This is a genomic window from Agrobacterium sp. 5Ca39, from assembly GCF_055382365.1.
In genome coordinates this window covers 163,413-186,500 of sequence record NZ_AP026437.1, presented here as the reverse complement: position 1 = coordinate 186,500, position 23,088 = coordinate 163,413, and the positions used below count along the sequence as shown (strand labels likewise).

General features: G+C 59.8%; 22 protein-coding genes and 1 tRNA gene. 14 read left to right on the top strand and 9 right to left on the bottom strand.

From position 1 onward, the window contains the following. Nucleotides 1-185 precede the first annotated feature (185 nt). The 5 genes from ACZ47E_RS14655 to ACZ47E_RS14635 all read left to right on the top strand — a co-directional run bounded on the left by ACZ47E_RS14655 (nucleotide 186) and on the right by ACZ47E_RS14635 (nucleotide 5,535). A complete protein-coding gene (locus tag ACZ47E_RS14655; RefSeq protein WP_004437596.1) occupies nucleotides 186-1,097 on the top strand; it encodes a LysR family transcriptional regulator in 912 nt (303 codons plus the stop codon). A gap of 241 nt (nucleotides 1,098-1,338) precedes the next feature. After that, nucleotides 1,339-1,602: a spike base protein, RCAP_Rcc01079 family gene (locus tag ACZ47E_RS14650; protein WP_035207506.1), complete on the top strand. Its 264-nt coding sequence runs from the start codon at nucleotides 1,339-1,341 to the stop codon at nucleotides 1,600-1,602. Between the two features lie 186 nt (nucleotides 1,603-1,788). Further along, the gene (locus tag ACZ47E_RS14645) at nucleotides 1,789-3,456 is read left to right on the top strand and encodes a phosphoethanolamine transferase (protein ID WP_278067712.1); all 1,668 of its coding nucleotides are present in this window, start codon (nucleotides 1,789-1,791) and stop codon (nucleotides 3,454-3,456) included. 66 nt (nucleotides 3,457-3,522) lie between these two features. Beyond that, on the top strand, nucleotides 3,523-4,176 hold the full coding sequence (locus tag ACZ47E_RS14640) for a response regulator transcription factor (protein ID WP_004437591.1): 654 nt from the start codon (nucleotides 3,523-3,525) through the stop codon (nucleotides 4,174-4,176). 21 nt (nucleotides 4,177-4,197) lie between these two features. Then, nucleotides 4,198-5,535: a sensor histidine kinase gene (locus ACZ47E_RS14635; protein ID WP_278067713.1), complete on the top strand. Its 1,338-nt coding sequence runs from the start codon at nucleotides 4,198-4,200 to the stop codon at nucleotides 5,533-5,535. 61 nt (nucleotides 5,536-5,596) lie between these two features. Here the strand turns inward: ACZ47E_RS14635 and ACZ47E_RS14630 are convergent, their stop codons facing one another. After that, nucleotides 5,597-6,901, bottom strand: a complete 1,305-nt coding sequence (locus ACZ47E_RS14630; RefSeq protein ID WP_006698138.1) for an MFS transporter — start codon at nucleotides 6,899-6,901, stop codon at nucleotides 5,597-5,599. A 292-nt stretch (nucleotides 6,902-7,193) separates the two neighbouring features. Between ACZ47E_RS14630 and ACZ47E_RS14625 the strand changes: the two genes are divergently transcribed. From ACZ47E_RS14625 to ACZ47E_RS14605, 5 genes are all read left to right on the top strand, one after another. Further along, on the top strand, nucleotides 7,194-8,303 hold the full coding sequence (locus ACZ47E_RS14625) for an RHE_PE00001 family protein (RefSeq protein ID WP_278067714.1): 1,110 nt from the start codon (nucleotides 7,194-7,196) through the stop codon (nucleotides 8,301-8,303). 248 nt (nucleotides 8,304-8,551) lie between these two features. After that, nucleotides 8,552-8,782: a helix-turn-helix domain-containing protein gene (locus tag ACZ47E_RS14620; RefSeq protein WP_004437583.1), complete on the top strand. Its 231-nt coding sequence runs from the start codon at nucleotides 8,552-8,554 to the stop codon at nucleotides 8,780-8,782. A gap of 231 nt (nucleotides 8,783-9,013) precedes the next feature. Then, on the top strand, nucleotides 9,014-10,264 hold the full coding sequence (locus tag ACZ47E_RS14615) for an adenylate/guanylate cyclase domain-containing protein (RefSeq protein WP_278067715.1): 1,251 nt from the start codon (nucleotides 9,014-9,016) through the stop codon (nucleotides 10,262-10,264). Between the two features lie 232 nt (nucleotides 10,265-10,496). Next, entirely contained in the window at nucleotides 10,497-11,489 is a 993-nt protein-coding gene (gene iolG, locus ACZ47E_RS14610) for an inositol 2-dehydrogenase (RefSeq protein WP_278067716.1), read from the top strand. Between the two features lie 293 nt (nucleotides 11,490-11,782). Further along, the gene (locus tag ACZ47E_RS14605) at nucleotides 11,783-12,664 is read left to right on the top strand and encodes a DMT family transporter (protein WP_278067717.1); all 882 of its coding nucleotides are present in this window, start codon (nucleotides 11,783-11,785) and stop codon (nucleotides 12,662-12,664) included. 23 nt (nucleotides 12,665-12,687) lie between these two features. Here the strand turns inward: ACZ47E_RS14605 and ACZ47E_RS14600 are convergent, their stop codons facing one another. Further along, nucleotides 12,688-13,743 carry an ornithine cyclodeaminase gene (locus ACZ47E_RS14600; protein ID WP_278067718.1) on the bottom strand — a complete coding sequence of 352 codons (1,056 nt, stop codon included), beginning with the start codon at nucleotides 13,741-13,743 and terminating at the stop codon, nucleotides 12,688-12,690. Between the two features lie 13 nt (nucleotides 13,744-13,756). After that, nucleotides 13,757-14,677, bottom strand: a complete 921-nt coding sequence (gene rocF / locus ACZ47E_RS14595) for an arginase (protein WP_006698143.1) — start codon at nucleotides 14,675-14,677, stop codon at nucleotides 13,757-13,759. Nucleotides 14,678-14,807: 130 nt separating this feature from the next. On the opposite strand from rocF, the gene ACZ47E_RS14590 reads away from it, so the two are divergent. Both ACZ47E_RS14590 and ACZ47E_RS14585 read left to right on the top strand, forming a co-directional pair. After that, a complete protein-coding gene (locus tag ACZ47E_RS14590; RefSeq protein ID WP_006698144.1) occupies nucleotides 14,808-15,245 on the top strand; it encodes an Lrp/AsnC family transcriptional regulator in 438 nt (145 codons plus the stop codon). A gap of 122 nt (nucleotides 15,246-15,367) precedes the next feature. After that, nucleotides 15,368-15,441 (top strand) — tRNA-Gln (locus tag ACZ47E_RS14585). Between the two features lie 58 nt (nucleotides 15,442-15,499). Here the strand turns inward: ACZ47E_RS14585 and ACZ47E_RS14580 are convergent. Then, nucleotides 15,500-16,342 (bottom strand): LysR family transcriptional regulator, encoded by an 843-nt coding sequence (locus tag ACZ47E_RS14580; protein ID WP_278067719.1) that lies wholly within the window; start codon nucleotides 16,340-16,342, stop codon nucleotides 15,500-15,502. Nucleotides 16,343-16,432: 90 nt separating this feature from the next. Here ACZ47E_RS14580 and ACZ47E_RS14575 point away from each other — a divergent pair, with 90 nt between their 5' ends. Further along, nucleotides 16,433-16,834 (top strand): tautomerase family protein, encoded by a 402-nt coding sequence (locus tag ACZ47E_RS14575; RefSeq protein WP_034500184.1) that lies wholly within the window; start codon nucleotides 16,433-16,435, stop codon nucleotides 16,832-16,834. 44 nt (nucleotides 16,835-16,878) lie between these two features. Continuing rightward, entirely contained in the window at nucleotides 16,879-17,772 is an 894-nt protein-coding gene (locus ACZ47E_RS14570; protein WP_278067720.1) for a DMT family transporter, read from the top strand. A gap of 14 nt (nucleotides 17,773-17,786) precedes the next feature. On the opposite strand, the gene ACZ47E_RS14565 is transcribed toward ACZ47E_RS14570, so the two are convergent. Genes ACZ47E_RS14565 through bioB form a run of 5 tightly spaced genes read right to left on the bottom strand, consistent with a single transcriptional unit; the run spans nucleotide 17,787 to nucleotide 22,888 of the window. Beyond that, the gene (locus ACZ47E_RS14565) at nucleotides 17,787-18,773 is read right to left on the bottom strand and encodes a beta-ketoacyl-ACP synthase III (protein ID WP_278068039.1); all 987 of its coding nucleotides are present in this window, start codon (nucleotides 18,771-18,773) and stop codon (nucleotides 17,787-17,789) included. 38 nt (nucleotides 18,774-18,811) lie between these two features. Continuing rightward, nucleotides 18,812-20,104 (bottom strand): adenosylmethionine--8-amino-7-oxononanoate transaminase, encoded by a 1,293-nt coding sequence (locus tag ACZ47E_RS14560; protein ID WP_209914568.1) that lies wholly within the window; start codon nucleotides 20,102-20,104, stop codon nucleotides 18,812-18,814. After that, a complete protein-coding gene (bioD, locus tag ACZ47E_RS14555; RefSeq protein WP_037090553.1) occupies nucleotides 20,101-20,739 on the bottom strand; it encodes a dethiobiotin synthase in 639 nt (212 codons plus the stop codon). The genes ACZ47E_RS14560 and bioD overlap by 4 nt, the downstream gene beginning before the upstream one ends. After that, on the bottom strand, nucleotides 20,736-21,881 hold the full coding sequence (locus ACZ47E_RS14550; protein ID WP_278067721.1) for an 8-amino-7-oxononanoate synthase: 1,146 nt from the start codon (nucleotides 21,879-21,881) through the stop codon (nucleotides 20,736-20,738). Before ACZ47E_RS14550 ends, bioD begins: the two co-directional genes overlap by 4 nt. Next, complete coding sequence (gene bioB, locus ACZ47E_RS14545; RefSeq protein WP_416359430.1) at nucleotides 21,878-22,888, bottom strand: biotin synthase BioB; 1,011 nt, start codon at nucleotides 22,886-22,888, stop codon at nucleotides 21,878-21,880. The genes ACZ47E_RS14550 and bioB overlap by 4 nt, the downstream gene beginning before the upstream one ends. Between the last annotated feature and the right edge of the window lie 200 nt (nucleotides 22,889-23,088).

Here is a 23,088-nt window from a genome sequence, read left to right as displayed (position 1 = left end):
CAAAATCCCTCGTCACCCGCACCAGCCATAGGCAGTCATTTACTGGAGAATTAAAGTCATCTTATTACGCAAGGTGTGGATTTCGATCCAATAAGTGAAACTGGATTTTTTCATAATTTTTGGTTATGAAATCTCTCTCCATAATAGTTTGGAATTATTCAAAACCTGCCAAAAAGGCGCTGACAATGGGCAGAAAACCGGCGAACCGGGCTGACGCGTTCGAGCTGCGGCATCTGCGCTATTTCACCACGCTGGTGGACGAGCGCAATTTCGAGCGCGCCGCTGCCCGCCTCGGCATTGCCCAGCCGGGTTTGAGCCAGCAGATCATGGCGCTTGAACAGATCGTCGGCATGCCGTTGCTTGATCGCACAAGGCGGTCGGTGAAGCTCACCATGCCAGGCCAGCTTCTTTACGAGGATGCCCGGAAAATCCTGTCGAATGCCGAGGCGACGCTTGCAACGCTGAAGCGTGTCGGCCGCGGCGAAACCGGGCGCATCTCCATCGGTTATGTCGCCTCCGCCGCCTATTCCGGGTTGATGATACAGTCGATCGCCAGTTTCCGCGCCTCCCATCCCGATGTGGAGCTGCAATTGATCGAGATGGAAATGCGGCTGCAACTGGCCAGGATTGCCGACGGCAATCTGGATTTCGCCTTTATCCGCCCGCCCGCCCCTGTTCCGGAAGGTGTGACAACCCACGTGGTGTTGCGGGAGCCCTTGATGGCAGCGCTGCCGGAAAACCATCCTTTGGCTTTTGCCCCGCAGGTCGATCTGAAAAATCTTTCCGGTGAAACCTTCATCACGCCGCGGCAGCCGCCGGATGTCGGCTTTCATTACAACACCATCGAGGCCTGCAACGAAGCCGGGTTCCAGCCGGCAATCAGCCCGGAAGGCAGGGACTACACGACCATTGTCAGCATGGTGGCCATTGGCCTTGGCGTTGCGCTGGTGCCGCGCTCGCTTGATTGCCTGCGGTTGCCCGGCGTGCGCTACGTACCGCTTGCGGCAAGCGCCACGACGTCGGACCTCGCCATCGCCCACCGGAAAACCGAAGCCTCCCCCGCCGTCAGGGCCTTCATTCTCCACGCCCGCAATTGAGGCGCGTGGAAGGAAATATCCGTGTCGCACCTTGTTCGCCGGGGACGAAAAATCCGCCGCCCTCCGTCGCGCGGAATTGATGGAGCGACAACGGTGCGCCGCAACGCCCGGAATTGCCGGGCAGATGGCTGCCTGCCGGACGTCGTCCCGGCGACCGGGGCAAAAATCTCCTTCCCCGCATCTCCCCGCCGCCCCGGCCCACTGCATAATCGCGACAGATTTCGATTTATGGGAGACAGCAATGGCTGAGATTTACGACCACTACGCCGCCGGCCTCGAATCACCGGCTTCCCACGCTTTTGACGTCGTTCCGGACGATGCAAAGCCGCTTCCTTCCGCCACACGCGCGATCTATGTGGGCAATGGCGGACATCTTTGCCTGACTGTCCTTTCCGGGGCAACCGTGACCTTCCAGAACCTGCCCGCCGGCAGCCTGCTGCCGGTCCGCGCAACGCGGATATTTTCGACGCGCACCACCGCAACCGGCATTGTCGGGCTCAACTGATGGTCTTTCCGCGGCAACAGCGCCACACACACTATGGAGGCAATGCCATGCAACATGACACTTTCATGACAAGCTTTCAGGTTGATGTCAGCAAAATCCTGCATGCGCCATTGACCGGCCCATGCGGCAAACCGGAAAGGGGCGTTTGCGCTCGCTTGTCATTGCCGCCGGCCTATCGAAAATTTGGTGGATCTGGCAGTGGCTCTTTTTACCGCGAAAGCGACGGGAACAACAACTTATCGTCCGGAAATCGGCAGCGTGGCGCTGAGCCTGCTGACGGCGGCTTATCTCCTGTTTTTCACGAACCGGACATTCTGGTCGAAGGTTCATACCTATCTTTCCGCCTATCCGGTCGCCATCGTCGCGCTCTATGTTGCCATGATCGCCTTTTTCGGCGCGCTCATCACGATTTTCTCCGCCAAATATCTCCTCAGGCCGTTTCTGATCGTCCTGATCTTCGCGGCGGCGGCGTCGTCTTGGTTCATGGATCGCTACGGTATCGTCATCGACAGCGACATGATCCGCAACGCCATGGAGACGACGCAGGCGGAAGCGGGCAATCTGATCACGCCCGGCTTTCTCTGGCATATGGCGATTTACGGGCTGGTGCCGTCCCTCGTCGTCGTCGCCGTCCGCATCCGGCACCGGCCGATCCTCGACAAGCTTCTGTGGAACACGATCAGCATCCTGGTCTGCCTTGGCATAACCGGCATCATCAGCTTCGCCAACTCCAAGACCTTCACCACCGCCATTCGCCAGCACAAGGATATCGTCAAGAGCGTCAATCCGTTGTCACCGATCATGTCGACGGTGCATTATTTCACGCAGGCCGGCAAGGAAGTCGATATTCAAGTCAGCCCAATCGGCAAGGACGCCAAAGTCCTGCCCGCATTGGGTAACGTGCATAAGCCACGCATTACCGTCATCGTTGCGGGCGAAACTGCCCGCGCGGCGAATTTTTCGCTGAATGGCTACGGGCGGGAAACCAATCCGGAGCTCAAGAAGCGCGATGTGGTCTATTTCCCCAGCACAACGAGCTGTGGCACCGCGACGGCGATTTCCATTCCCTGCATGTTCTCGCAATTCACACGCTCGCAATATAGCCACAAGAAGGCGCTTGCGAATGAAAATGTCATGGATGTCCTCGTCCATGCAGGGGTCAGCGCGACCTGGCTGGACAATAATACCGGTAGCAAGGACGTCGCCGACCGTATCCCCTATTTCGACCTGCCTTCCACCAATGACAGCCGCTTCTGCACCGGCGGGGAATGCCGTGACGACATCTTTTTCGACAAGCTCGATGCCTGGCTTGATAACGTCAAGAAGGACAGTGTCATCGTGCTGCACCAGATGGGCAGCCATGGTCCGACCTACTACCTGCGTTACACCGACGAGTTCCGCAAGTTCACGCCGGACTGCCGCACCGCCGAGCTTGGCAATTGCAGCGACGCCGAAATCGTCAACTCCTACGACAACACGCTTCTTTATACCGACCACTTCCTCTCGACCGTGATCGACAAGTTGAAGGCGCGTTCCGACAAGCTTGCAACAGGCATGATCTACGCCTCGGACCACGGCGAGTCGCTTGGCGAAAACGGCGTCTACCTGCATGGCGCGCCCTATCTCCTCGCGCCCGACCAGCAGACCCATGTGCCGTTTCTCGTGTGGTTCGATGACGATTTTGCCAAATCCATGGGACTGGACAAGGCCTGCCTTGTGAAAAGCGCGGCAGAGGGCGGGCGCTCGCACGACAATTATTTCCACAGCATCCTTGGAATGATGAACGTCTCCACCTCGGTCTACGATCCCTCGCTCGATGTCTTCAGCGGCTGTACCCAACGCCGGACGAGCTGAACAGACAGTGCTTGACGCTTATCCGGAGAACAAGATACGCAAGACGACGCGATAGAGGGAGTTGTCTTGCGGGTTCTGCTTGTTGAAGACGATCATGTGCTGGGGGAGGCGCTGCGGGACCATGTGGCCGCGGCGGGTCACGCTGTCGACTGGTTCAAGACGCTGGGCGACGCCATGGCGGCGACGCTGACGATGGGTTACGGCCTGATCCTGCTCGACATGCGACTGCCTGACGGCGAGGGCATCACCCTTCTGCAAAGCCTGCGCAAGCGCGACGACGCCACGCCGGTCATCATTCTGACGGCGCATGACCAGGTCTCCGACCGGATTGCCGGGCTCAATGCCGGCGCGGACGATTATCTGGTCAAGCCTTTCGATCTCAACGAACTTTCAGCACGCATGCTGGCGGTCTCGCGTCGTTACGAGGGGCGTTCCGCCCCCGTCATCCGCCTGCCCGGCATCGAGATCAACCAGGTAGCGCGCAACATCACGGTCGATGGCACGGCGCAGACGCTCAGCGCCCGCGAATGGGCCGTGCTGGAGAAACTGGTCGAGCATCCCGGCGCAGTCGTCTCGAAAGCGCAGCTGCACGATACCCTGTACGAATTCGGCGCGGAAATAGAGAGCAACACGGTCGAAGTCTATATCAGCCGGCTGCGCAAGAAAATCGGCCATGACCGCGTCGAGACGGTGCGTGGCGTTGGCTACACGATAAAATAGACGAACCCCAGGCAGATACAGATGGCCAGACCGACCAGCATGACCCGCAAACTCGTGATGGCGCTGACTAGCGTTGTCGCCATATCATGGCTTCTCGCCTGCGGTTTGGGCGTCATGGTGATGCAGGACGAGTTCGCTGAGATTTTCGATGCCGGTCTCGAGGAAACCGCGGAAAGACTGCTGCCGCTTCTGCTCGACGACCTGCGTGAGAACAATACCGCCCCGGCCTCGCAGAAACTCAACCAGTCGGCGGAGGGAGCGGAATATCTGACCTATCAGGTTCGCGACCGAGAAGGCCAGGTCGTGCTGCATTCGCATGACAGTTCGACGGAGCCTTTCGAAGTCTCTCTCGACCCCGGTTTTTCAGAAACATCGTCGCAGCGCATCTTCACGGTCGCCTCACCCGACGGCAACTATTTCCTGCAGGTCGCCGATGCCTTCGCAAATCGCCGCGAGGCAATCGTGGAGGCAGGCACCGCGCTGGTGTTGCCCGTGCTCATTCTCATTCCTGCCAGCATTTTTGCGGTCATCCTCGTCGTGCGGCGAACGCTTCAGCCGGTGCAAACCTTACGCGACGAAATCGGCAAGAAGGACGGCGGCAATCTCGCTCCGCTTGCAACTCAACCCTTCCCGCCCGAACTGCACCCCATTGCGCGATCGGTCAACCTGCTGCTTGGGCGGCTGCGCTCGACAATCGACGCCGAGCGGGAATTCACCGCCAATAGCGCCCATGAATTGCGAACCCCGATTGCCGGTGCGCTGGCGCAGGCGCAGCGGCTGCACGCCGATATCCCCCCGGAGCTTGCGCCACGCGTTGAAAACATCGAAAAATCCCTGCAGCACCTCGCCCACCTCGCTGAGAAACTGCTTCAGATGTCCCGGGCTGAAGCCAGGATCGGGCTCACGGATAAGACAAGCGATCTCATCCCCGTGCTCGAACTCGTTATCGACGATATGAGCAGGACGGCGATAGGGGCGTCTCGCATCCGCTTCACCAATCGCTGTGAAGGCGCCCTGTCCGGCAGGATCGGTCCGGATGCCTTCGGTATCATCATCCGCAACCTTCTCGAAAATGCGTTGATTCACAGCCCGCCGAAAAGCCCCGTGCAGGTGATTGCGGAAACAGATGGCGCGATCCGCGTCGTAAATGCCGGGCCGACCGTCGATCCGGTGTTGTTGCCCAAGCTGACGACACGTTTCACCAGAGGCCATTCTACGGCTGACGGCACCGGGCTCGGTCTGGCTATCGTCAAAAGCCTGGTGGAACAGACCGGCGGAAAACTGGTGCTTTCCTCTCCCGCAGAAGGTCAGCAGGACGGTTTTGAAGCCCGCGTGATCATTCCCAGCGAAGCCGCCTGAACGCAAAAAAGAAAAAGCCCCGCCGGAAGGGCGGGGCTTTGCTGGTTTTTGTGTAAGCCGATCAGTCTTCGTGGATATGGCTGTGGTCGCGCGTGTCGCGCATCTTCACGTAAACCACCAGCGACAACGCGATCATGATCGTCACATACCAGAAGAACCAGTTCTCGTGGCCGATCTGCTTGAACTTCAAGGCTACGAATTCCGCCGTTCCGCCGAATATGGTGTTTGCCAGCGCATAAGGTAACGCCACGCCGAGCGCGCGAATATGGGCCGGGAACATTTCCGCCTTCACCACCGCATTGATCGAGGTATAGCCGGTGACGATCAGCAGGCCGATCAGCACGAGGCCGAAAGCCATGATCGGATCGGTTGTGGTCGAAAGCGTGCTGAAAATGACATAGGTGAACAGCGTTCCCAGAATGCCGAAGCCCACCATCAGCGGTTTACGGCCGATCTTGTCCGACAGCGCACCGGCAAGCGGCTGACACAGCATGAAGACAAAAAGCGCCGCCGTGGTAATTTCCGTGGCGCTTTCCTTGCTGAAGCCCGAGGTGTTGACGAGGAACTTCTGCAGATAGGTGGTGTAGGCGTAAAAGGCGAGCGTGCCGCCTGATGTGAGCGCCATGACCATCAGCGCTTCCCTTGGATAGTGCTTGAACAGCGCCCATCCGCTGGACTTCGGCTTGTCGGCAGCGCCGGTCTTGGCATTTTCGAAGGACTGCGTCTCGACAAGGCCGCGGCGGATATAAAACACCGCAATCGCCAGAAGGCCGCCAATGAAGAAGGGAATGCGCCAGCCCCAGGAGCCGAGCTGTTCCGGCGTCAGGACCCGCTGCAGCACCAGAAGCACCGCCAGCGCAAGGAGCTGGCCGGAAATCAGCGTCACATACTGGAAGCTGGAGAAGAAACCACGGCGGTTCTTGCCGGCCATTTCGCTGAGGTAAGTCGCGCTTGCGCCATATTCGCCGCCAACGCTGATGCCCTGCAGCAGCCTTGCAAATACCAGAATGGCGGGGGCGGCAATGCCAATCGTTTCGTGGCCGGGCGTAATCGCGATCAGCAGCGAACCGAGACACATCAAGGTGACGGACAGGGTCAGACCCGCCTTGCGGCCCTTGCGGTCTGCATAGGTGCCCATGAACCAGGCCCCGATGGGCCGCATCAGAAATCCGACGGCAAAAACGGCAGCGGCACTCAAGAGTTCGGCCGTCTGATTGCCCGAGGGGAAGAACACCGGCGCGAAATAAAGGGTGAAAGCCGAATAGACATACCAGTCGTACCATTCGACGAGATTACCCGCCGATCCGCCGATAATGGATTTCAAACGGGTTTTCTGGTCCGGCGCGGCGGCGGGACCATTTGCCATAATATTCACGGGTTGACTCCAATTCATCTTCGTCTGGAGATGGAAGGGCGAACGGAAGGTGTGATAATTTGTCGCTCCTGTCGAGGGTATATACCCGCCAAGCTGCGATGCGCAAGTTTATACCGCGTTGCAATATTGCCGAAAAAGCAGCCGTGGCGTCTGAAAGACTTCCTCCTCCCCGGCATTTTCGCCACCCGTTTTTATCACGATTGCTGGGCAGAAACCATCAAAGGAAAACTGGACGACCTTGAAGCGCCTTGTAAGCCGCGCTTGCTCAAACTAAAATGTATCAATGATTTACGACATATCCGACATCCAGCTCGAAAAGGTCCTCATCGCCGCCGCCCGCGCGGGCGAAGCGCTGGCGCGGCTGGACGAGCGGATAAGCCGATCGCCGATGAAACAGGGCTTCATCGAAAGGCAGGATTTCACCGACGCCATCTCCTCCATGTGGGTGGACGGCGAACTCGTGCACATGGAAGACCTCGTGCTGCATGACGCCCATATGGATGTGCGTGCGCCAAGCCATGAAATGACGGCGGCACACCGAATCCTCCGCTCGCGGCGGCTGATCTTTGCCAATGCGGCCGGCTGGGCTTTCACTGCACCGGGTCTTTCCCGGCTGCGCGGCAGGGCGTCGCCCGCCGCCGAAGAGATGCTGCCCGCACGGCAGACCGTCGATCAGCCTGCGGGTGAGGAGGCACATGAGGCTGAGACATCGCTGGACGGCGCTTTTTCCGAACTCGACGCCCTTCTGGCGCGAAGCGCAGCCACGCTCGATGCGATCACCACGGGAAACGCGCTTCCGTCGATACACAGGGAGGAAAGCCATGCGCTCATCAACGAGCCTGACTGGGACGAAGACGAACGGCTGAAAGAATGGTGGGACGTGCAGTCGCGGACGGAGGAACTGCCGGCAATTCTGCGCACCGCCATCCTGCTTGATTCCTGGAACATGATAGAGGTGCTCCAGCGCAGCCCCTGGCTTGGGCGGCTTCTGGCCTCGGCTTTTCTGCGCGATGGCGCTGTCACGCCCGATCACCTGCCGGCCCTGAGCGCCGGTCTTCGTGCCATCCCGAGGGAGCGGCGGCACGCCAGGAACCAGACACAGCGCATCCTCGCACTTCTCGACAGTTTTTATGAGGCGGCGCTGGCCAGCATGAAGGAACACGACCGGCTGAGCCATGCGCGGGAGCGGATGATGCGCAAGTTGGCCGGCCGCCGTTCCTCTTCGCGATTGCCCGAACTCGTCGAGCTGGTCGTTTCCCGCCCTGTGGTCTCGGCAGCCATGATCGTGAAGGAACTCGGCACCACGCCACAGGGCGCAATCGGCCTCGCAAACCAGCTGGAATTGCGGGAGGTTACCGGTCGCGGCCGTTTCCGCGCCTGGGGCATGCTGTAGCGGCCCCTTGCAGACTATCCGGAAGGTAAAAAGGACCGTTTCGCAGCCGCTTTCGCATGGAAACGTGCCTCGTCAATTCGGCGATCACGAATCTTAACAAAATTTAACTATTGCGTAGGTCAACGAAGCGGCTATGTTCCTCGCTGCGTTGCAACACCGATTTCTTCTCCGGCAACGCGGTCGCATTCGGCCCGGCAACTTTTCTCTGCCGCCCGCATTTAAGTGTCCATCATCAGGGAGATGCAATAATGACAATTTCAGTTTCACAACCCGATTCCGATCACGAAACCGATGCTCCTTTCGCCAAAAAGGTCCTGGCAGCGCGTAATCTTGCCGGCTATACGATCGAGCAGCTTGCCGTGACCTGTGGCCTCACCACGAGCGAAATACGTGCCCTGGAAGACGGCACGGACAGCGATCCCCTGCGCATCCGGCGTGTTGCCGCCGCGCTGCATATTCCGGTCGAAACCGTTATCTGATCTTTCATATCGATCACGAAAAATCTCAGCGCCGCCGGGAAGATGTTCCCGGGAACATCGAGGCGGCGCACGCAGCCCGGAGGCTGCCGGTTCTTTCGGAACATTTTCCGCATCCGCTCCCTTAACATTTTCGTTATCCGGCACCACATGCAATTCGCGAGCGGGGACGTTCAGCGACATTCGACATGTATCCCGCCCGCCGAGAGCAGCAACAACCTCCGGAATCCTGCCATGACATTTACGCTCGACACCGAAGAACGGGTTTCTTCAGCATTGGCTGAATTGTGGCCGGCGGAGAAAACCGAGACTCTCGACTGGCTGGTCACCGGCACCAAGGACGAACGCTTCATCGACGAAATCTTCGTGGAGCTTTGCAACCGCTTGCGGGCAAGCGGAATTTCGGTGGCGCGCGGCGTTCTGGCTTTCCGTATCCGCCATCCGCAATGGCTGGGCGCGCGGATTTTATGGAAAGCCGGCATGTCCGAAGCCGAGATCGTCACTTATGGCTACGGCTCGGAAAACACCCCCGAATATCTCAACAGCCCGATCAGGGACATTCACCAGGGCGCCAGCGAAATCCGTCATCGCCTGAACGTCGACGCCATCGACGAAGCAGATTACACGATCTATGAGGAGCTGCGGTCGGAAGGGCTGACGGATTATTGCGCCTGGCCTATTGAGCACACGTTCGGCAAACGCCACGTCGCATCGTTTTCCAGCGATCGCCCCGGCGGCTTTTCCGACGAAGAGATCGTCGCGCTGAAAAACCTCCTGCCCGCGCTCGCGCTGGTGAGCGAGATACGCCTGAAGAACAGGATGACACGCACCCTTCTGGAAACCTACGTGGGACCACATGCGGGCGAAAAGATCCTGAACGGCGCTACGACACGCGGCAGCGGCATGACGGTGGGAGCAGCAATCCTGATCTGCGACCTGCGCAATTTCACCCATATTTCCGATCTATGGCCGCGTGACGATGTGATCGAGCTTCTGAACGGTTATTTCGACGCCATGTGTGATCCGATCGAGGAATTTGGCGGGGAAATCCTGAAATTCATGGGCGACGGGCTGCTGGCGATCTTCCCGCTCAGCAACCCGGATGCTTGCGGAAACCTCCTGAAGGCCATTGCCAAGGCGCAACGGAGCCTGATCGCACTTAACGAGATCAACCGGCAAAAAGGCCATGACCCCTTGGGTTATGGCATCGGCGTTCACGTCGGCGATGTCATGTACGGCAATATCGGCTCGAAAACCCGGCTCGATTTCACCGTCATCGGACCCGCCGTCAACATCGCATCGCGGCTTGAGACGCTGACCAAGGAAACAGGGCGCAACGTTCTCTTCTCCGAAGAATTCGTGCGCATGGCTGGCAACGGGACCGGGTTCGAAAGTCTGGGCCCTTGGCTGTTGCGCGGCCTCGAAACCCCGGTCGAAGTTTACGCTCTTCCGCAAAATCCCGCATCGGCGCCCGTCGCCGCCTGATGGGCTGCGCCTGCTGCCCGGCTTGTAACGGCCCATTTTAAGCCGAACGGCATCTCCCCGACACCCTCCGGAGCCGTGATTTCGGCTGCCCTGCGCGACGTCAAATCGCTTGACACGCCATGCCTGTCGATCTAGCAAAATGGAACATATATTCTATATCGAAACATTGTTTGCATTCATATTCTGCCTCTCCGGGAGTGACGGGCGGACGTGTGAAGGAACCGGAGGAAAAATGGTTACGAAATTGGCCCTGCTTGGCGCCGGACGAATCGGCAAGGTCCATGCAAAGGCGATCACCACCGACAGCCGCGCGCAGCTGGTGGCTGTCGTGGACGCCATGGCCGGCGCTGCGGAAGCAATCGCGCGGGAGGCCCGCTGCAAGGTCAGCACAATCGAGGAGGTTCTGGCCGACGAAACGATCGACGCGGTCATCATCTGCACGCCGACCAACACCCATGCGGATCTGATCGAGCGTTTCGCCCGCGCCGGCAAGGCGATCTTCTGCGAAAAGCCCGTTGATCTCGATGTTGCCCGCGCGGAAGCCTGCGCCAAGGTGGTGGAAGAGACCGGTGCGAAGGTCATGCTCGGTTTCAACCGGCGTTTCGACCCGCATTTTCAGGCTGTTCACAAGGCGATCGACGACGGCCGCATCGGCAAGGTCGAAATGGTGACAATCACCAGTCGCGATCCCGGCCCGCCCCCGGCCGAATATATCAAGGTTTCCGGCGGCATTTTCCGCGACATGACCATTCATGATTTCGACATGGCCCGTTTCCTGCTCGGTGAGGAAGTGGAAAGCGTGTTCGCCACCGGTTCCGTTCTGGTCAATCCGGAGATCGGCGCACTCGGTGATTTCGACAGCGCCAGCATCGTTCTGACGACGAAAAGCGGCAGGCAGGCGATTATTTCAAACTCTCGCCGCGCGACCTATGGTTACGACCAGCGCATCGAGGTACACGGTTCGCTCGGTTCGGCAGCGGCCGAAAACCAGCGCCCGGTTTCCATCGAAATCGCCAATGCGGATGGCTACACCCGGCCACCGCTGCATGATTTCTTCATGACGCGTTACACGGCAGCCTATGCTGCGGAAATCACTGCTTTCATTGACAGCATTGAAAATAACACCGCGCCCTCTCCATCCATCAAGGACGGTTTGATCGCGCTGAAGCTCGCCGATGCGGCGCTGAAATCCGCAACGTCGAAAACGGTCGTGACGATCGCCTGAGGTAGCGGCCGTAGCGCCGCGCGTCTTGCCGAACTCTCTGTCCGCCGCGCAATTGTCGACGGCGGACAGCCGTGCCTTTCCCAAGGCCTCGCCAGCGGGCATATCGGGCACATCGTCCAGATCCCACATTGATCCGCGGCGCTCAAATCCACAACAGGCTGCTTCCGGGCTTGCATGGCTGCTATTCGGAAAATAAGGTTGTCTGACAAGGTGCGGCCATAACATATGGCCATATCCATCTCATTCACGCCGAATCCTTTTTTTGCCGGCAAACTCCGGACAGCGGTTTTTCCATGCCATCAGCCAAGACCGGTTTTCTTTATGCGCTTGTCGCCTTCACGATCTTTGCGGCGCAGGATGGCATATCGAAACATCTGGGCAGCGCCTACCCACCGGTCTTCGTCGCCATGTTGCGCTATTGGGCCTTTGCCGTTTTCGTTCTGCTGATGGCGGCAAAGTCTTCAGGCGGCATTCGCGGTGCCGCCATCGCCAATCGCCCCTGGCTGCAGATCAGCCGTGGTGTCCTCCTTGCCGTACAGATCGTCTTTTCGATTTTCTCCTTCGCAATCGTCGGCCTTGCCCACAGCCATTCCATCATCGCTTCCGCCCCGCTCATCGTCGCGGCGCTTTCCGTGCCGCTGCTGGGAGAAAAAGTGGGCTGGCGGCGCTGGTGCGCTATTTTTGTCGGTTTCATCGGCGTTCTCGTTATTCTCAAACCCGATGGCGAAGGTTTCGACAAGAGCCTGCTGATCACCTTCGTCGCCGCATTCATGCTGGCGCTTTATGGTGTGCTGACGCGGCTCGGCAGCCGGAGCGATACGGCCGTGACAAGCTTCTTTTATACCGGCGTGGCGGGCGCGGCCGCCCTGACGCTGGTTGGCCCGTTTTATTGGGTCAGTCTGGCGCCCCATGACTGGGGATGGATGCTGGCCCTGTGCATTACCGGCATGAGCGGCCATTACTGCCTGATTAAAGCCTTCGAACTGGCGGATGCGGCTTCCGTGCAGCCTTTTTCCTATTACCAGCTCGTGCTCGTCTCCATCATCGGCGTCACCATCTATGGCGAGGTCGTGACTTCCAATATGGTGATCGGCGCGGCCATCGTCATAGCAGCCGGTCTTTTCACCATCTGGCGGGAACACATGACCGCACGGAAGGGTCGCCGGCAAGGCTGATATGCTTGCCGGCCGGAGCCGGCCTAGACGAGAGCCGCCTCGCAGCGCAGCAGCATGCCGAAAAGATCCCGCGGCTCATCCGGATCCGCCAGCAGGTCCAACTCCGTATAGAGCCCGGTGGACGGCAGTTTTGAGCGTACATAACGCAGCGCCGAAAAATCCTCAGTCGCGAAACCCACGCTGTCGAACAGTGTGATCTGCCTGTCGTTTGCCCGGCCTTGCTGTTCACCCGTTATGACCCGCCACAGCTCGGTAACGGGGTAATCCGGAGGCAATTGCTGAATTTCGCCCTCAATACGCGTCTGCGGCGGATATTCGACAAAAATGTCGGATCGCAACAGAATATCCCGGTGCAATTCCGTCTTGCCGGGACAATCCCCGCCAACAGCGTTGATGTGGATGCCGGGTCCGACCATGTTGTCAGTCAGGATCGTCGCATATTGCTTGTCGGCAGTGACCGTCGTGACGATATCCGCGCCTTCCACCGCTTCTTCCGCACTGTCGCAGATCTTGATGGCAAGACCCTGCCCGGCGAGATTGCGGGCGCATTTCTCGCTAGCGGAGCGGTCGATGTCAAACAGCCGCAACGTATCGATGCCGAGAATAGCCTTGAACGCCCGCGCCTGGAATTCGCTCTGTGCGCCATTGCCGATAATGGCCATGGAACGGGCGTTTTGGCGGGCGAGATATTTCGCCGCAACGGCGGAGGTGGCGGCAGTGCGCAGCGCGGTCAGGATCGTCATTTCGGTCAGAAGCAGCGGATAACCATTGCCGACATCGGAAAGCACGCCGAAGGCCGTCACGGTCTGGCGGCCCTCCTTCATGTTCTTCGGGTGGCCGTTGACATATTTGAAGCCGTAAAGCGTGCCGTCGCTGGTCGGCATCAGCTCGATGACACCCTCCATCGAATGGGAGGCGATGCGCGGGGTCTTGTCGAAGCTTTCCCAGCGACGGAAATCCTCCTCCACCACATCGGCGAGCTCACGCAGGAACGTGTCGATGCCCACCTTGAGCACCAGCTTCATCATGTGATCGACGCTGACGAAAGGCACGATATTGAGGTTTGGTATCACGGTCATCACATCACCCCTTTCAGCCGGCCCGCGTCGGGCGGTCCATGACCCGCTTGCCCATCAGGCTGGTGGCAAGATCCACCATCAGCGTCGCGGTCCTGCCGCGCTCATCAAGAAACGGATTGAGTTCCACGAGATCGAGGCTGCAGACCAGCCCGCTGTCATGCAGCATCTCCATGACAAGATGGGCTTCGCGGAATGTCGCGCCGCCCGGAACCGTGGTGCCGACAGCCGGCGCGATGGACGGCTCCAGAAAATCGACATCGAGGCTGACATGCAAAAGCCCGTTTGCCGCCTGAACCCGCGCCAGGAATTCACGCAGCAGCACGGCAACGCCATGCTCGTCAATCGAACGCATGTCGTGAACGGTGATGCCGCTTTTTTCCAGAGCGGCCCTCTCGGCAGGGTCGACGCTGCGGATGCCGATCATGCCGATATTCTCTTCCGGAACAGCATGGGAAAGCGGCGGGAAATAACCGGAAAAACCGTCACGCCCGCTGAAATAGGCGACCGGCGTGCCATGCAGATTGCCGCTGCGTGTGGTTTCAAGGGTGTGATAATCTGTATGAGCATCGAGCCAGAGGACGAAGAATGGCCGACCCGTCTCAGCCACGCGGCGCGCCATGCCGGCAACCGTCCCCGCCGAAATCGCATGGTCGCCGCCGAGGAAGATCGGCACGGCGTCCGCGCTTTCGCGATAGGCCGCTTCCGTCAGCGCCTCTGTCCAGGCCACTGTTTCGGAAAGATGGTGTACGGCAGGATTCGGATGGCAAAATTCCCGAAGCGGCGCGGGCGTCACATTGCCCGTATCCACCACCCGATGCCCCAGCTCTTCGAGGGCATGGGCAAGCCCCGCGACGCGATAGGCGCTCGGCCCCATTTCGCATCCCAATTGCCCGGCCCCGATCTGCAACGGCGCACCAACAAGCCTGATATCCATTCCCGTCCTCATTTTCCCGACCGATAACTCCACTAGACCACGGAGACATGGCAGAACGAACATCAAAGATTGGCAATATTATCGAAATAAGCTACCGTTTTGGTAAAATCATTTTATCGAAATGGCAGGTATGGACAAACTCGACGAACGCCTCATCACCCTTCTGCGGCATAATGGCCGGCGCAGCATCTCCGACCTGGCCGTGGAGACTGAAACCTCGCGCGCGACGGTTCGCTCGCGCGTCGAAAGAATGGAAAATGACGGTACGATCATCGGTTATACCGTTATCCTGCGCGCCGACGCCGTGGAGGCCGCAATCCGCGGCATCATGATGATCGAGATCGAAGGCCATGTGACGGACCGCGTTATCCGCACACTCGGCGGTTTTCCGGAAATCTCCGAAATCCACACCACTAACGGCCGCTGGGATCTGATCGTGGAACTGAATGCCGCGACACTTAGCGATTTCGACGCCGTGCTCCGCCGCATCCGCCTCGTGCCCGGGATTACCGGCAGCGAGACCAGCCTGCTGCTCTCCACCCCGCGTTCCACCCGCGCAAGGCTCTGACACAGAGACGAAAGGCAAAAGCAGGATAAAACGCATTTTTCGATTTTTTCGACTTGCGCCCCGGAATAAATCATCTATATGACGACCCACCAAAGCGAACGCGACAACGCGTTTCAGGCTTTTGGGGAATAGTTCAATGGTAGAACAGCGGACTCTGACTCCGTCGATCTTGGTTCGAATCCAGGTTCCCCAGCCAACACCTTAACTCCCTTTACATCCTCGATTTTTGTCTCGTAGCGGATATCATTCCGACGCTACTCGCCCGCGGCGGATATCGCGGCGGCGAGCGCCCTGATGGCTGAGGCGTGGGCCGGTGTGCGCGCGCGGGAGAGAAGCACGATGTCAGAGATTGGCAACGGTGGCAGGCCCAGCTCGGGGCCACGATCCGGCAAGCCTCGGGCGCTGATCTCGCCGAGGGCTGCGATGCCTGCGCCGGCAAGCACTCCTTCCAGAAGCGCAGAACAGCTTCCAGCGGTGAATGCATCGCGCCAGGCGACGCCAGCCTTTCCGAGCTCGGCTATCGCAATATCCCGGACACCACACCCCGCCCCAAGAGAGACGAGCGGAACGGCGCTGTTGGTGCGCGGTCGCCAGTCTGGGGCCACGCGCCATCCCAACCTGTCGGTGCGCAGCACTTCGCCATCGGACCCGCCGCCATTGCGACGGATGATGGCGGCATCGGCCAGTCCGGAAGCGAAGCTTTCCTTCACCCGCCGGGAAAAACCCAAGGTCACATCAATCACAGCATTGGCCGGCAGCGACGCGCGCATTGCTCTTATCGCCGCCGAAAGGCGGGTCCCGATCGCGTGATCGCTGGCCGCCAGTGCAAAGTGCAGCGGTGGCTCGTCACTGAAGTTCAGCGCATCCTCATGTTTGGCCAGCAGCTCGCGGGCCTTCGGCAGAAACACCTGCCCATCCTCCGTCAGCCGAAGGTGGCGTGGCGAGCGGTCGATCAACCGTCTGCCGAGACGCTGCTCCAGCATCTTCAGCTTCTGACTGACGACGGGCTGCACGGTTCCCGCAGCCTCGGCCGCCCTAGTCAGGCTGCCCAGTTCAACGGCGAAAATGAAGAGGCGGACGCTTTCAAGGTCAATCATATAAAATCGCTATGAATAGAATAGTATTCATTATCTTCTCATTATGATGAAATTTACGCAAGGTGGTTTTCGGCAACAAGGAGAAACACCATGCCCATGATCAAAACCCGCTACACCAAACCTCAAGACGCTGACGATCCGAAGCTGGAAATCGCCGCTCTCCTGTCCCGGTTGACTGCGGACATCCTGCACAAAGACCCGGCGGTTACCGCCGTTCTCGTCGAAAGTGCCGATCCCGCCGACTGGATCATCGCCGGATCGAGCGTCGCCGAACAGAAGGTCGGCACATTTTATGTCGAGGTTTCGATTACCGATCACACAAACATCAAGGACGAGACGACCGAATGGGTACGCCGTGTTTATGAAGAGATGAACAGGCTGCTTGGCCCCGTGCACGAAGCAAGCTATGTGCTGGTTCACGCCGTGGATGGCGACACCTATGGTTATGGCGGGCAAACGCAGAACCTGCGGTGGGCGCGCAAGCACGCATGATGGGGGCGGGTTAATAAGAAAAGCCCGCGGAGCAGTGGAACGAGATGGTACTCTATGAACTGGCCGCCGTGGGCGCTGCAACCTGCTGGGCGATAACGGGACTGCTCGCCGCCCGCCCGGCGGGGCATCTTGGTGCGCTTGCCTTCAACAGGACAAGGCAGCTTTTTGTCGCCTCGGTGCTCGGTCTTTACGTCATCGCATCAGGAACCTGGCGGGACCTGCAACCGGATGCGCTGTGGGCGCTGTTGCTTTCCGGCTTCATCGGCATCTTCGTTGGCGACACGCTGCTTTTCACCTGCCTCAACCGGCTCGGGCCACGCCGCTCGGGAATCCTGTTTGCGCTCAATGCTCCCATCGCCGCCGTGCTTGGCTGGGCTGTTCTTGGGGAACAGCTTTCCGTGACAGCCATAGGCGGTATAGGCCTCACCATTGCGGGCGTTCTGCTGGCCATCCTTTTCGGCAAGCGCAAGTCGCAGCTGCACGCATGGGAAAGCGTGAAGGGACCGCTCTGGCTTGGCGTCCTCGTCGGCCTTCTCGCAGCTCTCAGCCAAGCCGTTGGCTCGCTGATCGCGAGGCCTGTGATGGCAGCAGGTATCGATCCCATCGCCGCATCCATGCTGCGGGTGGGCGTCGCCGCAATCTGCCTTACGATGTTGACAATGCTCCCCATCAAGGCCGTAAAACCCAAGGGGCCATTGACGGGCAGCATTTTCCTCCAGACGGCGCTGACCGGCACGATCGCGCTCGGCTTCGGCATGACGCTGCTGCTGTTTGCGCTTTCTGGCGGAAAGGTCGGCATTGTCTCCACACTTTCGGCCACCACGCCGGTCATCATCCTGCCATTGCTCTGGCTTAGAACCGGGGAGCGGCCCGCATCCGGTGCGTGGGTGGGAGCCGCTCTTGTCGTTATCGGCATGGCGCTCGTGTTCTGGCGCTGAAGGCCGCCGCGGGGTTAGATGCGATAAACAACCGCTCCGCCCGTCATGCCCGCGCCGGCTGCCGTCAGAAGCAGATTTTCGCCGCTCGCGAAAGGTCGTCCGCTGTTGGTCATGGACAGCGAAAGCGGGATGGTGGCGGCGGACGAATTGCCGAAGCTTTCTATGGTGCGAACCGTCTTTCCCCGCTCGATACCAAGATTGCCACAGACGGCATCAAACATGCGGGCATTGGCCTGATGCGGTACGAAACGGCCGATATCGGCTGCGGTCAGTTCCGCCTCTTCCAGCACGCGCTGTGAGGTCTCGCTCATCAGCGCCACGGCGCGGGAGAAAACCTCCTGGCCATCGCGCATCGTCATCAGGGCATCTTCGGCGGACATAGCAGCGCAAAAGGGCCGGCTGCTGCCGCCTGCCGCAATCTGGATGAGATCGTAACCGCTTCCATCGGCAACGAGATCGGCCGACAACAGCCCGCGTTTCGCCTCAGGGCTAGGGGTGAGCACCACCGCGCCGGCGGCATCGGCAAACAGGACGGCGCTCGCCCTTTCCGCCGGATTGATGCGACGGCTGAGAATATTGGCAGCGACAACAAGGACGGCGCGGCCATGGGTACGGACAAAACCATCCGCGAGGGTGAGCGCATAAAGAAAACCGGAACAGGCGCCAGCAAGATCGATCGCACCGGAGCGCGTCAAACCGAGCCTGTGTGCCAGCAGCGGCGCGGAAGGCGGCAGAAGATGGTCCGGCGTGGAGGTGGCAAGCAGCGTAAGCGCAATGTTATCGGGATCGATCTTGGCATCCGCCAGCGCCATCCGGCCCGCCTTTTCCGCAAGGCCACTCAGCGTGTCGTCCTTCTCTGCCCAATAACGGGAGCGAATGCCGGTGCGCCGCTCGATCCAGCCGGCCTCCAACCCGAGGTTGGCCTCTATTTCGGCATTGCCGACGCAACGGGCAGGAACGGCATGGCCGAAACCAGCCATACGGGAAGAGCGTGTCTGCATTGTCATGACTTTCGCAACGGTCCTGGCATCTCCCATTTCTAGCTCCCGGCGGCGCGCGAATTTACCGGTGCAGCCTGAGTAACGATCCCGGCAACCTCACCGATGACGTCAAAGGCGCGTGTCAGGTCGTCAGGCGTCGAACAATAGGGCGGCATCAGGTAAAGTACGTTGCCGAGCGGGCGGATGAGGAAACCGCGCTCGCGGAACAACTGGCGCATGCGTGGCCCCGCTGCGGAAAGATACCCCCCAGCCGGCACCACAAGATCGAGCGCGGCGATGGTGCCCGCCTGCCGGATATTGGCGAAACGCCCATCATCTGCAAATCGCCCGATATTATCGCCCAGCGCCTGTTGCACCTGCCCGATGCGCTGGAGAACCGGTTCATCCCGCCAGACCTGAAGATTGGCGACGGCAGCGGCGCAGGCGATCGGATTGGCCGTATAGGAGCTCGAATGGAAAAAGGTTTTGCGACGGTCGGTCGAAAAATGCGCATCGAAAATCTTTGCGCTGCACAGCGTTGCCGCCAGCGGCAGGGAACCGCCTGTGAGCCCCTTGGAGGTGCAGAGAATATCCGGCGAAATTGCCGCCTGCTCACAGGCAAACAGGGTTCCGGTCCTGCCCCAGCCGGTCATCACCTCATCGGCGATGACGAGGCAGCCGTGGCGTTCGGCTATCTGTTTCAGCCCGGCAAGAACATGGGCGCCATAGATCTTCATGCCGCCGGCTCCGAGCACCAGAGGTTCGATCAGCAGGGCGGCAATGCGGCCCGAGCGACAATAGACCTCGAACATATCCAATGTGCGCTGCTCGCTGCCCGCCTCCGGGAAGGCCAGACGGTCGACGCCGAAAAGCAGCGGCTCATAGGCGGCATTGAACACGCCGCGCTCGCCTGTCGACATGGTGCCGATCGTATCACCGTGATAGCCATGCTCCATCACCACGATACGATCGCGCTTTTCACCGCGATTGTGGAAATAACCGAGCGCCATTTTCAGCGCCACCTCCACCGCCGTCGAGCCGCTATCGGAATAAAACACATGGCTTAGTCCGGCAGGTGCAAGCTCGATCAACCCCCGGGCTAACGTCTCGGCCGGTTCATGGGAAAACTCGGCAAAAATAACCTGGTCCAATGTCTCGGTGGCGGCGCGGATGGCCGCCATGATCGCCGGATGCCGGTGCCCGTGGGTGGTGACCCACCAGGATGAAATGGCGTCGAACAGGCGATTGCCATCCTCATCCACCAGAAACGCCCCTTGCGCCGAGACCACATGTTTCATCGGCGGTTCCAGCCCATGCTGGGTGAAGGGATGCCAGACCGGGGAACGGCTCATTCCGGTGCCTCCAGAAAATCAGCGAGATTGAAGTGTTGGGCGAAGGCCTGATGCAGCGCGTCGCTGGTCAGATCCGCCAGGCGTGGCAACCGGCCGAGCGGACGCACCGCGCCTATATTCGAAATGACGCGCTGGTTTTCCTTGTCTTCCTCACCGATGAAAACCACGCCCTGCACCGGAATGGCGCGTTGCCGCAACGCCTCGAGCGACAACAGCGTGTGGTTGATGGTGCCGAGCGCGGTTCTGGCGCACAGAATGAGCGGAATTTGCCAGCGGGCAAAGATATCGACGAAGAGCACGCTCTCCGTCAGCGGTACCAGAAGTCCGCCTGCCCCTTCGATGACAAGCGGTCCATCCAGTCGCGGCGGCTGTAAAAATGCGGGATCGATCGTGGCATTGTCGAGACGAGCCGAAAGATGCGGCGAGGCCGGCGTCTTCAGACGATAGGCTTCCGGCAGGATGTGCGTGTGCGGCACGCCGGCAAGCCTTGCCACCGTCTCGCTGTCGGTTTCTTCCTCAAGCCCTGACTGCACGGGCTTCCAGTAATGAGCCTTGAGGGCATGGGTAAGCGCTGCGGCAAAAACCGTCTTGCCGATGCCAGTATCGGTGCCAGAGATGACAAAACGGGGGCTCACGCCGCGTCCTCCCGCAACGAGAGGGCAAGCAACCCGATCATGGCCGCAATCTGGCTTTCCTCCACATTGAGCGTGATGGCGATGCGCAGCCGCGCTGTGCCTTCCGGCACTGTCGGCGGACGGATCGCCCGCACATCGAAGCCGCCTTGCCGCAGCCGCGCGGCAATCTTCAGCGAGCGTGCATTGTCGCCGATCATCACCGGAAGGATCTGTGAACCGCTTGGCGTCACGCCGAGTTGGCGCTGTAACTCCTCGCCGGTAAAACTGACCAGTTCTGCCAGTCGCGACCGCCGCCAGGGTTCGTCCGCGACGACGCGCAGGGCTTCCCGCACCGCCGCCGCCATCAGCGGCGAAGGGGCGGTGGAATAGATGAACCCGCGGGCGCGGTTGACGAGATAATCGGCAAGAACCGCAGGCAGGCTCAAAAGCGCGCCGGAGGCCCCGAGCGCCTTGCCGCAGGTGTGAAGCGCCACCACATTGCCACGGCCTTCCAGTGCCGCAGCAAGTCCACGCCCACCGGGGCCGAAGACGCCGGTGGCATGGGCTTCATCGACAACCAGAAAACCACCATGCCGTTCGGCAAGATCGGCAAGCGCCGCGAGCGGCGCGCAATCGCCATCCATGGAATATAGGCTCTCGGCAGCGATCCATGGTCGCCCCTTACCGCCCGCCTGCCGCCAGCGGATTATTTCCCGCTCGAATGCCTCGACCTCATTATGCGGCACAGCCACCGCCTTGGCCTTTCCCGCCGCAATGCCATCATGCACGCTGGCATGGATAAGGGCATCATGTAGGACAAGATCGTCCCGCAGCGGCAGGGTGGAAAAAAGCGCGACATTGGCGGCAAAACCGCTGCTGAAATAGATCGCTTTTTCGGCCCCGAAGAACGCCGCCGCTTCCGCTTCCAACGCCTCGTGTTCGGGGTGATTGCCACGCAGCAATCGCGAGCCACCGGCGCCCACCGGCACGCCTCTTGCCATGGCATCAACGATTGCCGCCTTCAGGCGCGGCGCTTCGGCAAGGCCGAGATAATCGTTCGAAGTGAAATCGACCCCCTCGCGCGGTGCAAGCGCACGAAGCCGCGATTTGCGGCTGAGGCCGGCAAGCTTCGCCTCATAGGGGGAGAGCGCCGCAAGGTTCACCGGCAGCCTCCTGCTTCCACAGGCGGCAATTCCATTGGCTTGAGGCCGAGTCGGCGGAAGAGCGCCGTATCGTGATCTTCCCCCGGATTATCCGCCGTCAGCAGCGTTTCGCCGATGAAGATGGAATTGGCGCCGGCCAGGAAACAGAGCGCCTGCGTCTCATCGCTCATCTCGGTACGCCCGGCAGAAAGCCTTACATGCGAACGCGGCATCAGGATGCGCGCAAGCGCGATGGTGCGGACGAATTCGATCGGATCGACAGGATCGGCATTGGCCAGTTTCGAGCCGGGGATCGGGATCAGCATGTTGATCGGAACGCTTTCCGGCGGAGCCGGAAGGTTGGCAAGCGTCACCAGCATCGAAATCCGGTCCTCGACCGTCTCCCCCATGCCGAGAATGCCGCCGGCACAGACTTTGATGCCGGCATCGCGGACATTGGCGAGCGTCACCAGCCGGTCCTCGAAGGTGCGGGTCGTAATGATCTCGGAATAGAACCGCTCTGACGTATCAACGTTATGATTGTAATAGTCCAGCCCGGCATCGGCCAGCCGCTCGGATTGCTCCGGCGTCAGCATGCCGAGCGTCATGCAGGTTTCCATGCCGAGCGCTTTCACGCCTTCGACCATGGCGACCACAGCCTCCATGTCGCGCTCCTTGGGATTACGCCAGGCCGCGCCCATGCAATAACGCGTCGCCCCACCTTCTTTCGCCTTGCGCGCCTCCGCCAGCACCCGCTCGACTTCCATGAGTTTGGAAGCCTTCAGACCGGTCGGATTTCGGGCGGACTGACTGCAGTAACTGCAATCTTCGGGGCAGCCGCCCGTTTTGATCGAAATAAGCCGGCTCATCTGGATTGTATTGGCATCGAAATGACGCCGGTGCACCTGCTGCGCTCGAAACAACAGATCGTTGAAGGGTAAATTATAGATAATTTTTGCCTCTTCGTTGGCGGAATTCGGCTCAGCATCGCTCAAAGCAACCGGTTTTTCGTCAGTCCGCAGCGCCATCTGATCCATACGTCACTCCCAATCCTTTAAATAAATAGATAGAACTTGTTTTTATCTATTTTTTTCCGATGGCATTTTGCAAGCACTTTTTTCTTGAGAGTTTTTTCGACGCGAAATGCAGACACGACCGAGCGGGACAGACAGGCCGCATTTCGAGGGTGGCAATTCCCCACATATTTGACCACGAAAAGATCGAGCAG

Coding starts and splice junctions, on each gene's coding strand:
- bioB (WP_416359430.1), bottom strand. CDS start 22,888: ATGGCGCTGCGGACTGACGAAAAACCGGTTGCTTTGAGCGATGCTGAG.
- ACZ47E_RS14565 (WP_278068039.1), bottom strand. CDS start 18,773: ATGCAGACACGCTCTTCCCGTATGGCTGGTTTCGGCCATGCCGTTCCT.
- ACZ47E_RS14580 (WP_278067719.1), bottom strand. CDS start 16,342: ATGATTGACCTTGAAAGCGTCCGCCTCTTCATTTTCGCCGTTGAACTG.
- ACZ47E_RS14570 (WP_278067720.1), top strand. CDS start 16,879: ATGGTACTCTATGAACTGGCCGCCGTGGGCGCTGCAACCTGCTGGGCG.
- rocF (WP_006698143.1), bottom strand. CDS start 14,677: ATGGATATCAGGCTTGTTGGTGCGCCGTTGCAGATCGGGGCCGGGCAA.
- ACZ47E_RS14600 (WP_278067718.1), bottom strand. CDS start 13,743: ATGACCGTGATACCAAACCTCAATATCGTGCCTTTCGTCAGCGTCGAT.
- ACZ47E_RS14620 (WP_004437583.1), top strand. CDS start 8,552: ATGACAATTTCAGTTTCACAACCCGATTCCGATCACGAAACCGATGCT.
- ACZ47E_RS14615 (WP_278067715.1), top strand. CDS start 9,014: ATGACATTTACGCTCGACACCGAAGAACGGGTTTCTTCAGCATTGGCT.
- ACZ47E_RS14590 (WP_006698144.1), top strand. CDS start 14,808: ATGGACAAACTCGACGAACGCCTCATCACCCTTCTGCGGCATAATGGC.
- ACZ47E_RS14650 (WP_035207506.1), top strand. CDS start 1,339: ATGGCTGAGATTTACGACCACTACGCCGCCGGCCTCGAATCACCGGCT.
- ACZ47E_RS14575 (WP_034500184.1), top strand. CDS start 16,433: ATGCCCATGATCAAAACCCGCTACACCAAACCTCAAGACGCTGACGAT.
- ACZ47E_RS14630 (WP_006698138.1), bottom strand. CDS start 6,901: ATGGCAAATGGTCCCGCCGCCGCGCCGGACCAGAAAACCCGTTTGAAA.
- ACZ47E_RS14635 (WP_278067713.1), top strand. CDS start 4,198: ATGGCCAGACCGACCAGCATGACCCGCAAACTCGTGATGGCGCTGACT.
- ACZ47E_RS14655 (WP_004437596.1), top strand. CDS start 186: ATGGGCAGAAAACCGGCGAACCGGGCTGACGCGTTCGAGCTGCGGCAT.
- ACZ47E_RS14625 (WP_278067714.1), top strand. CDS start 7,194: ATGATTTACGACATATCCGACATCCAGCTCGAAAAGGTCCTCATCGCC.
- ACZ47E_RS14605 (WP_278067717.1), top strand. CDS start 11,783: ATGCCATCAGCCAAGACCGGTTTTCTTTATGCGCTTGTCGCCTTCACG.
- iolG (WP_278067716.1), top strand. CDS start 10,497: ATGGTTACGAAATTGGCCCTGCTTGGCGCCGGACGAATCGGCAAGGTC.
- ACZ47E_RS14560 (WP_209914568.1), bottom strand. CDS start 20,104: ATGAGCCGTTCCCCGGTCTGGCATCCCTTCACCCAGCATGGGCTGGAA.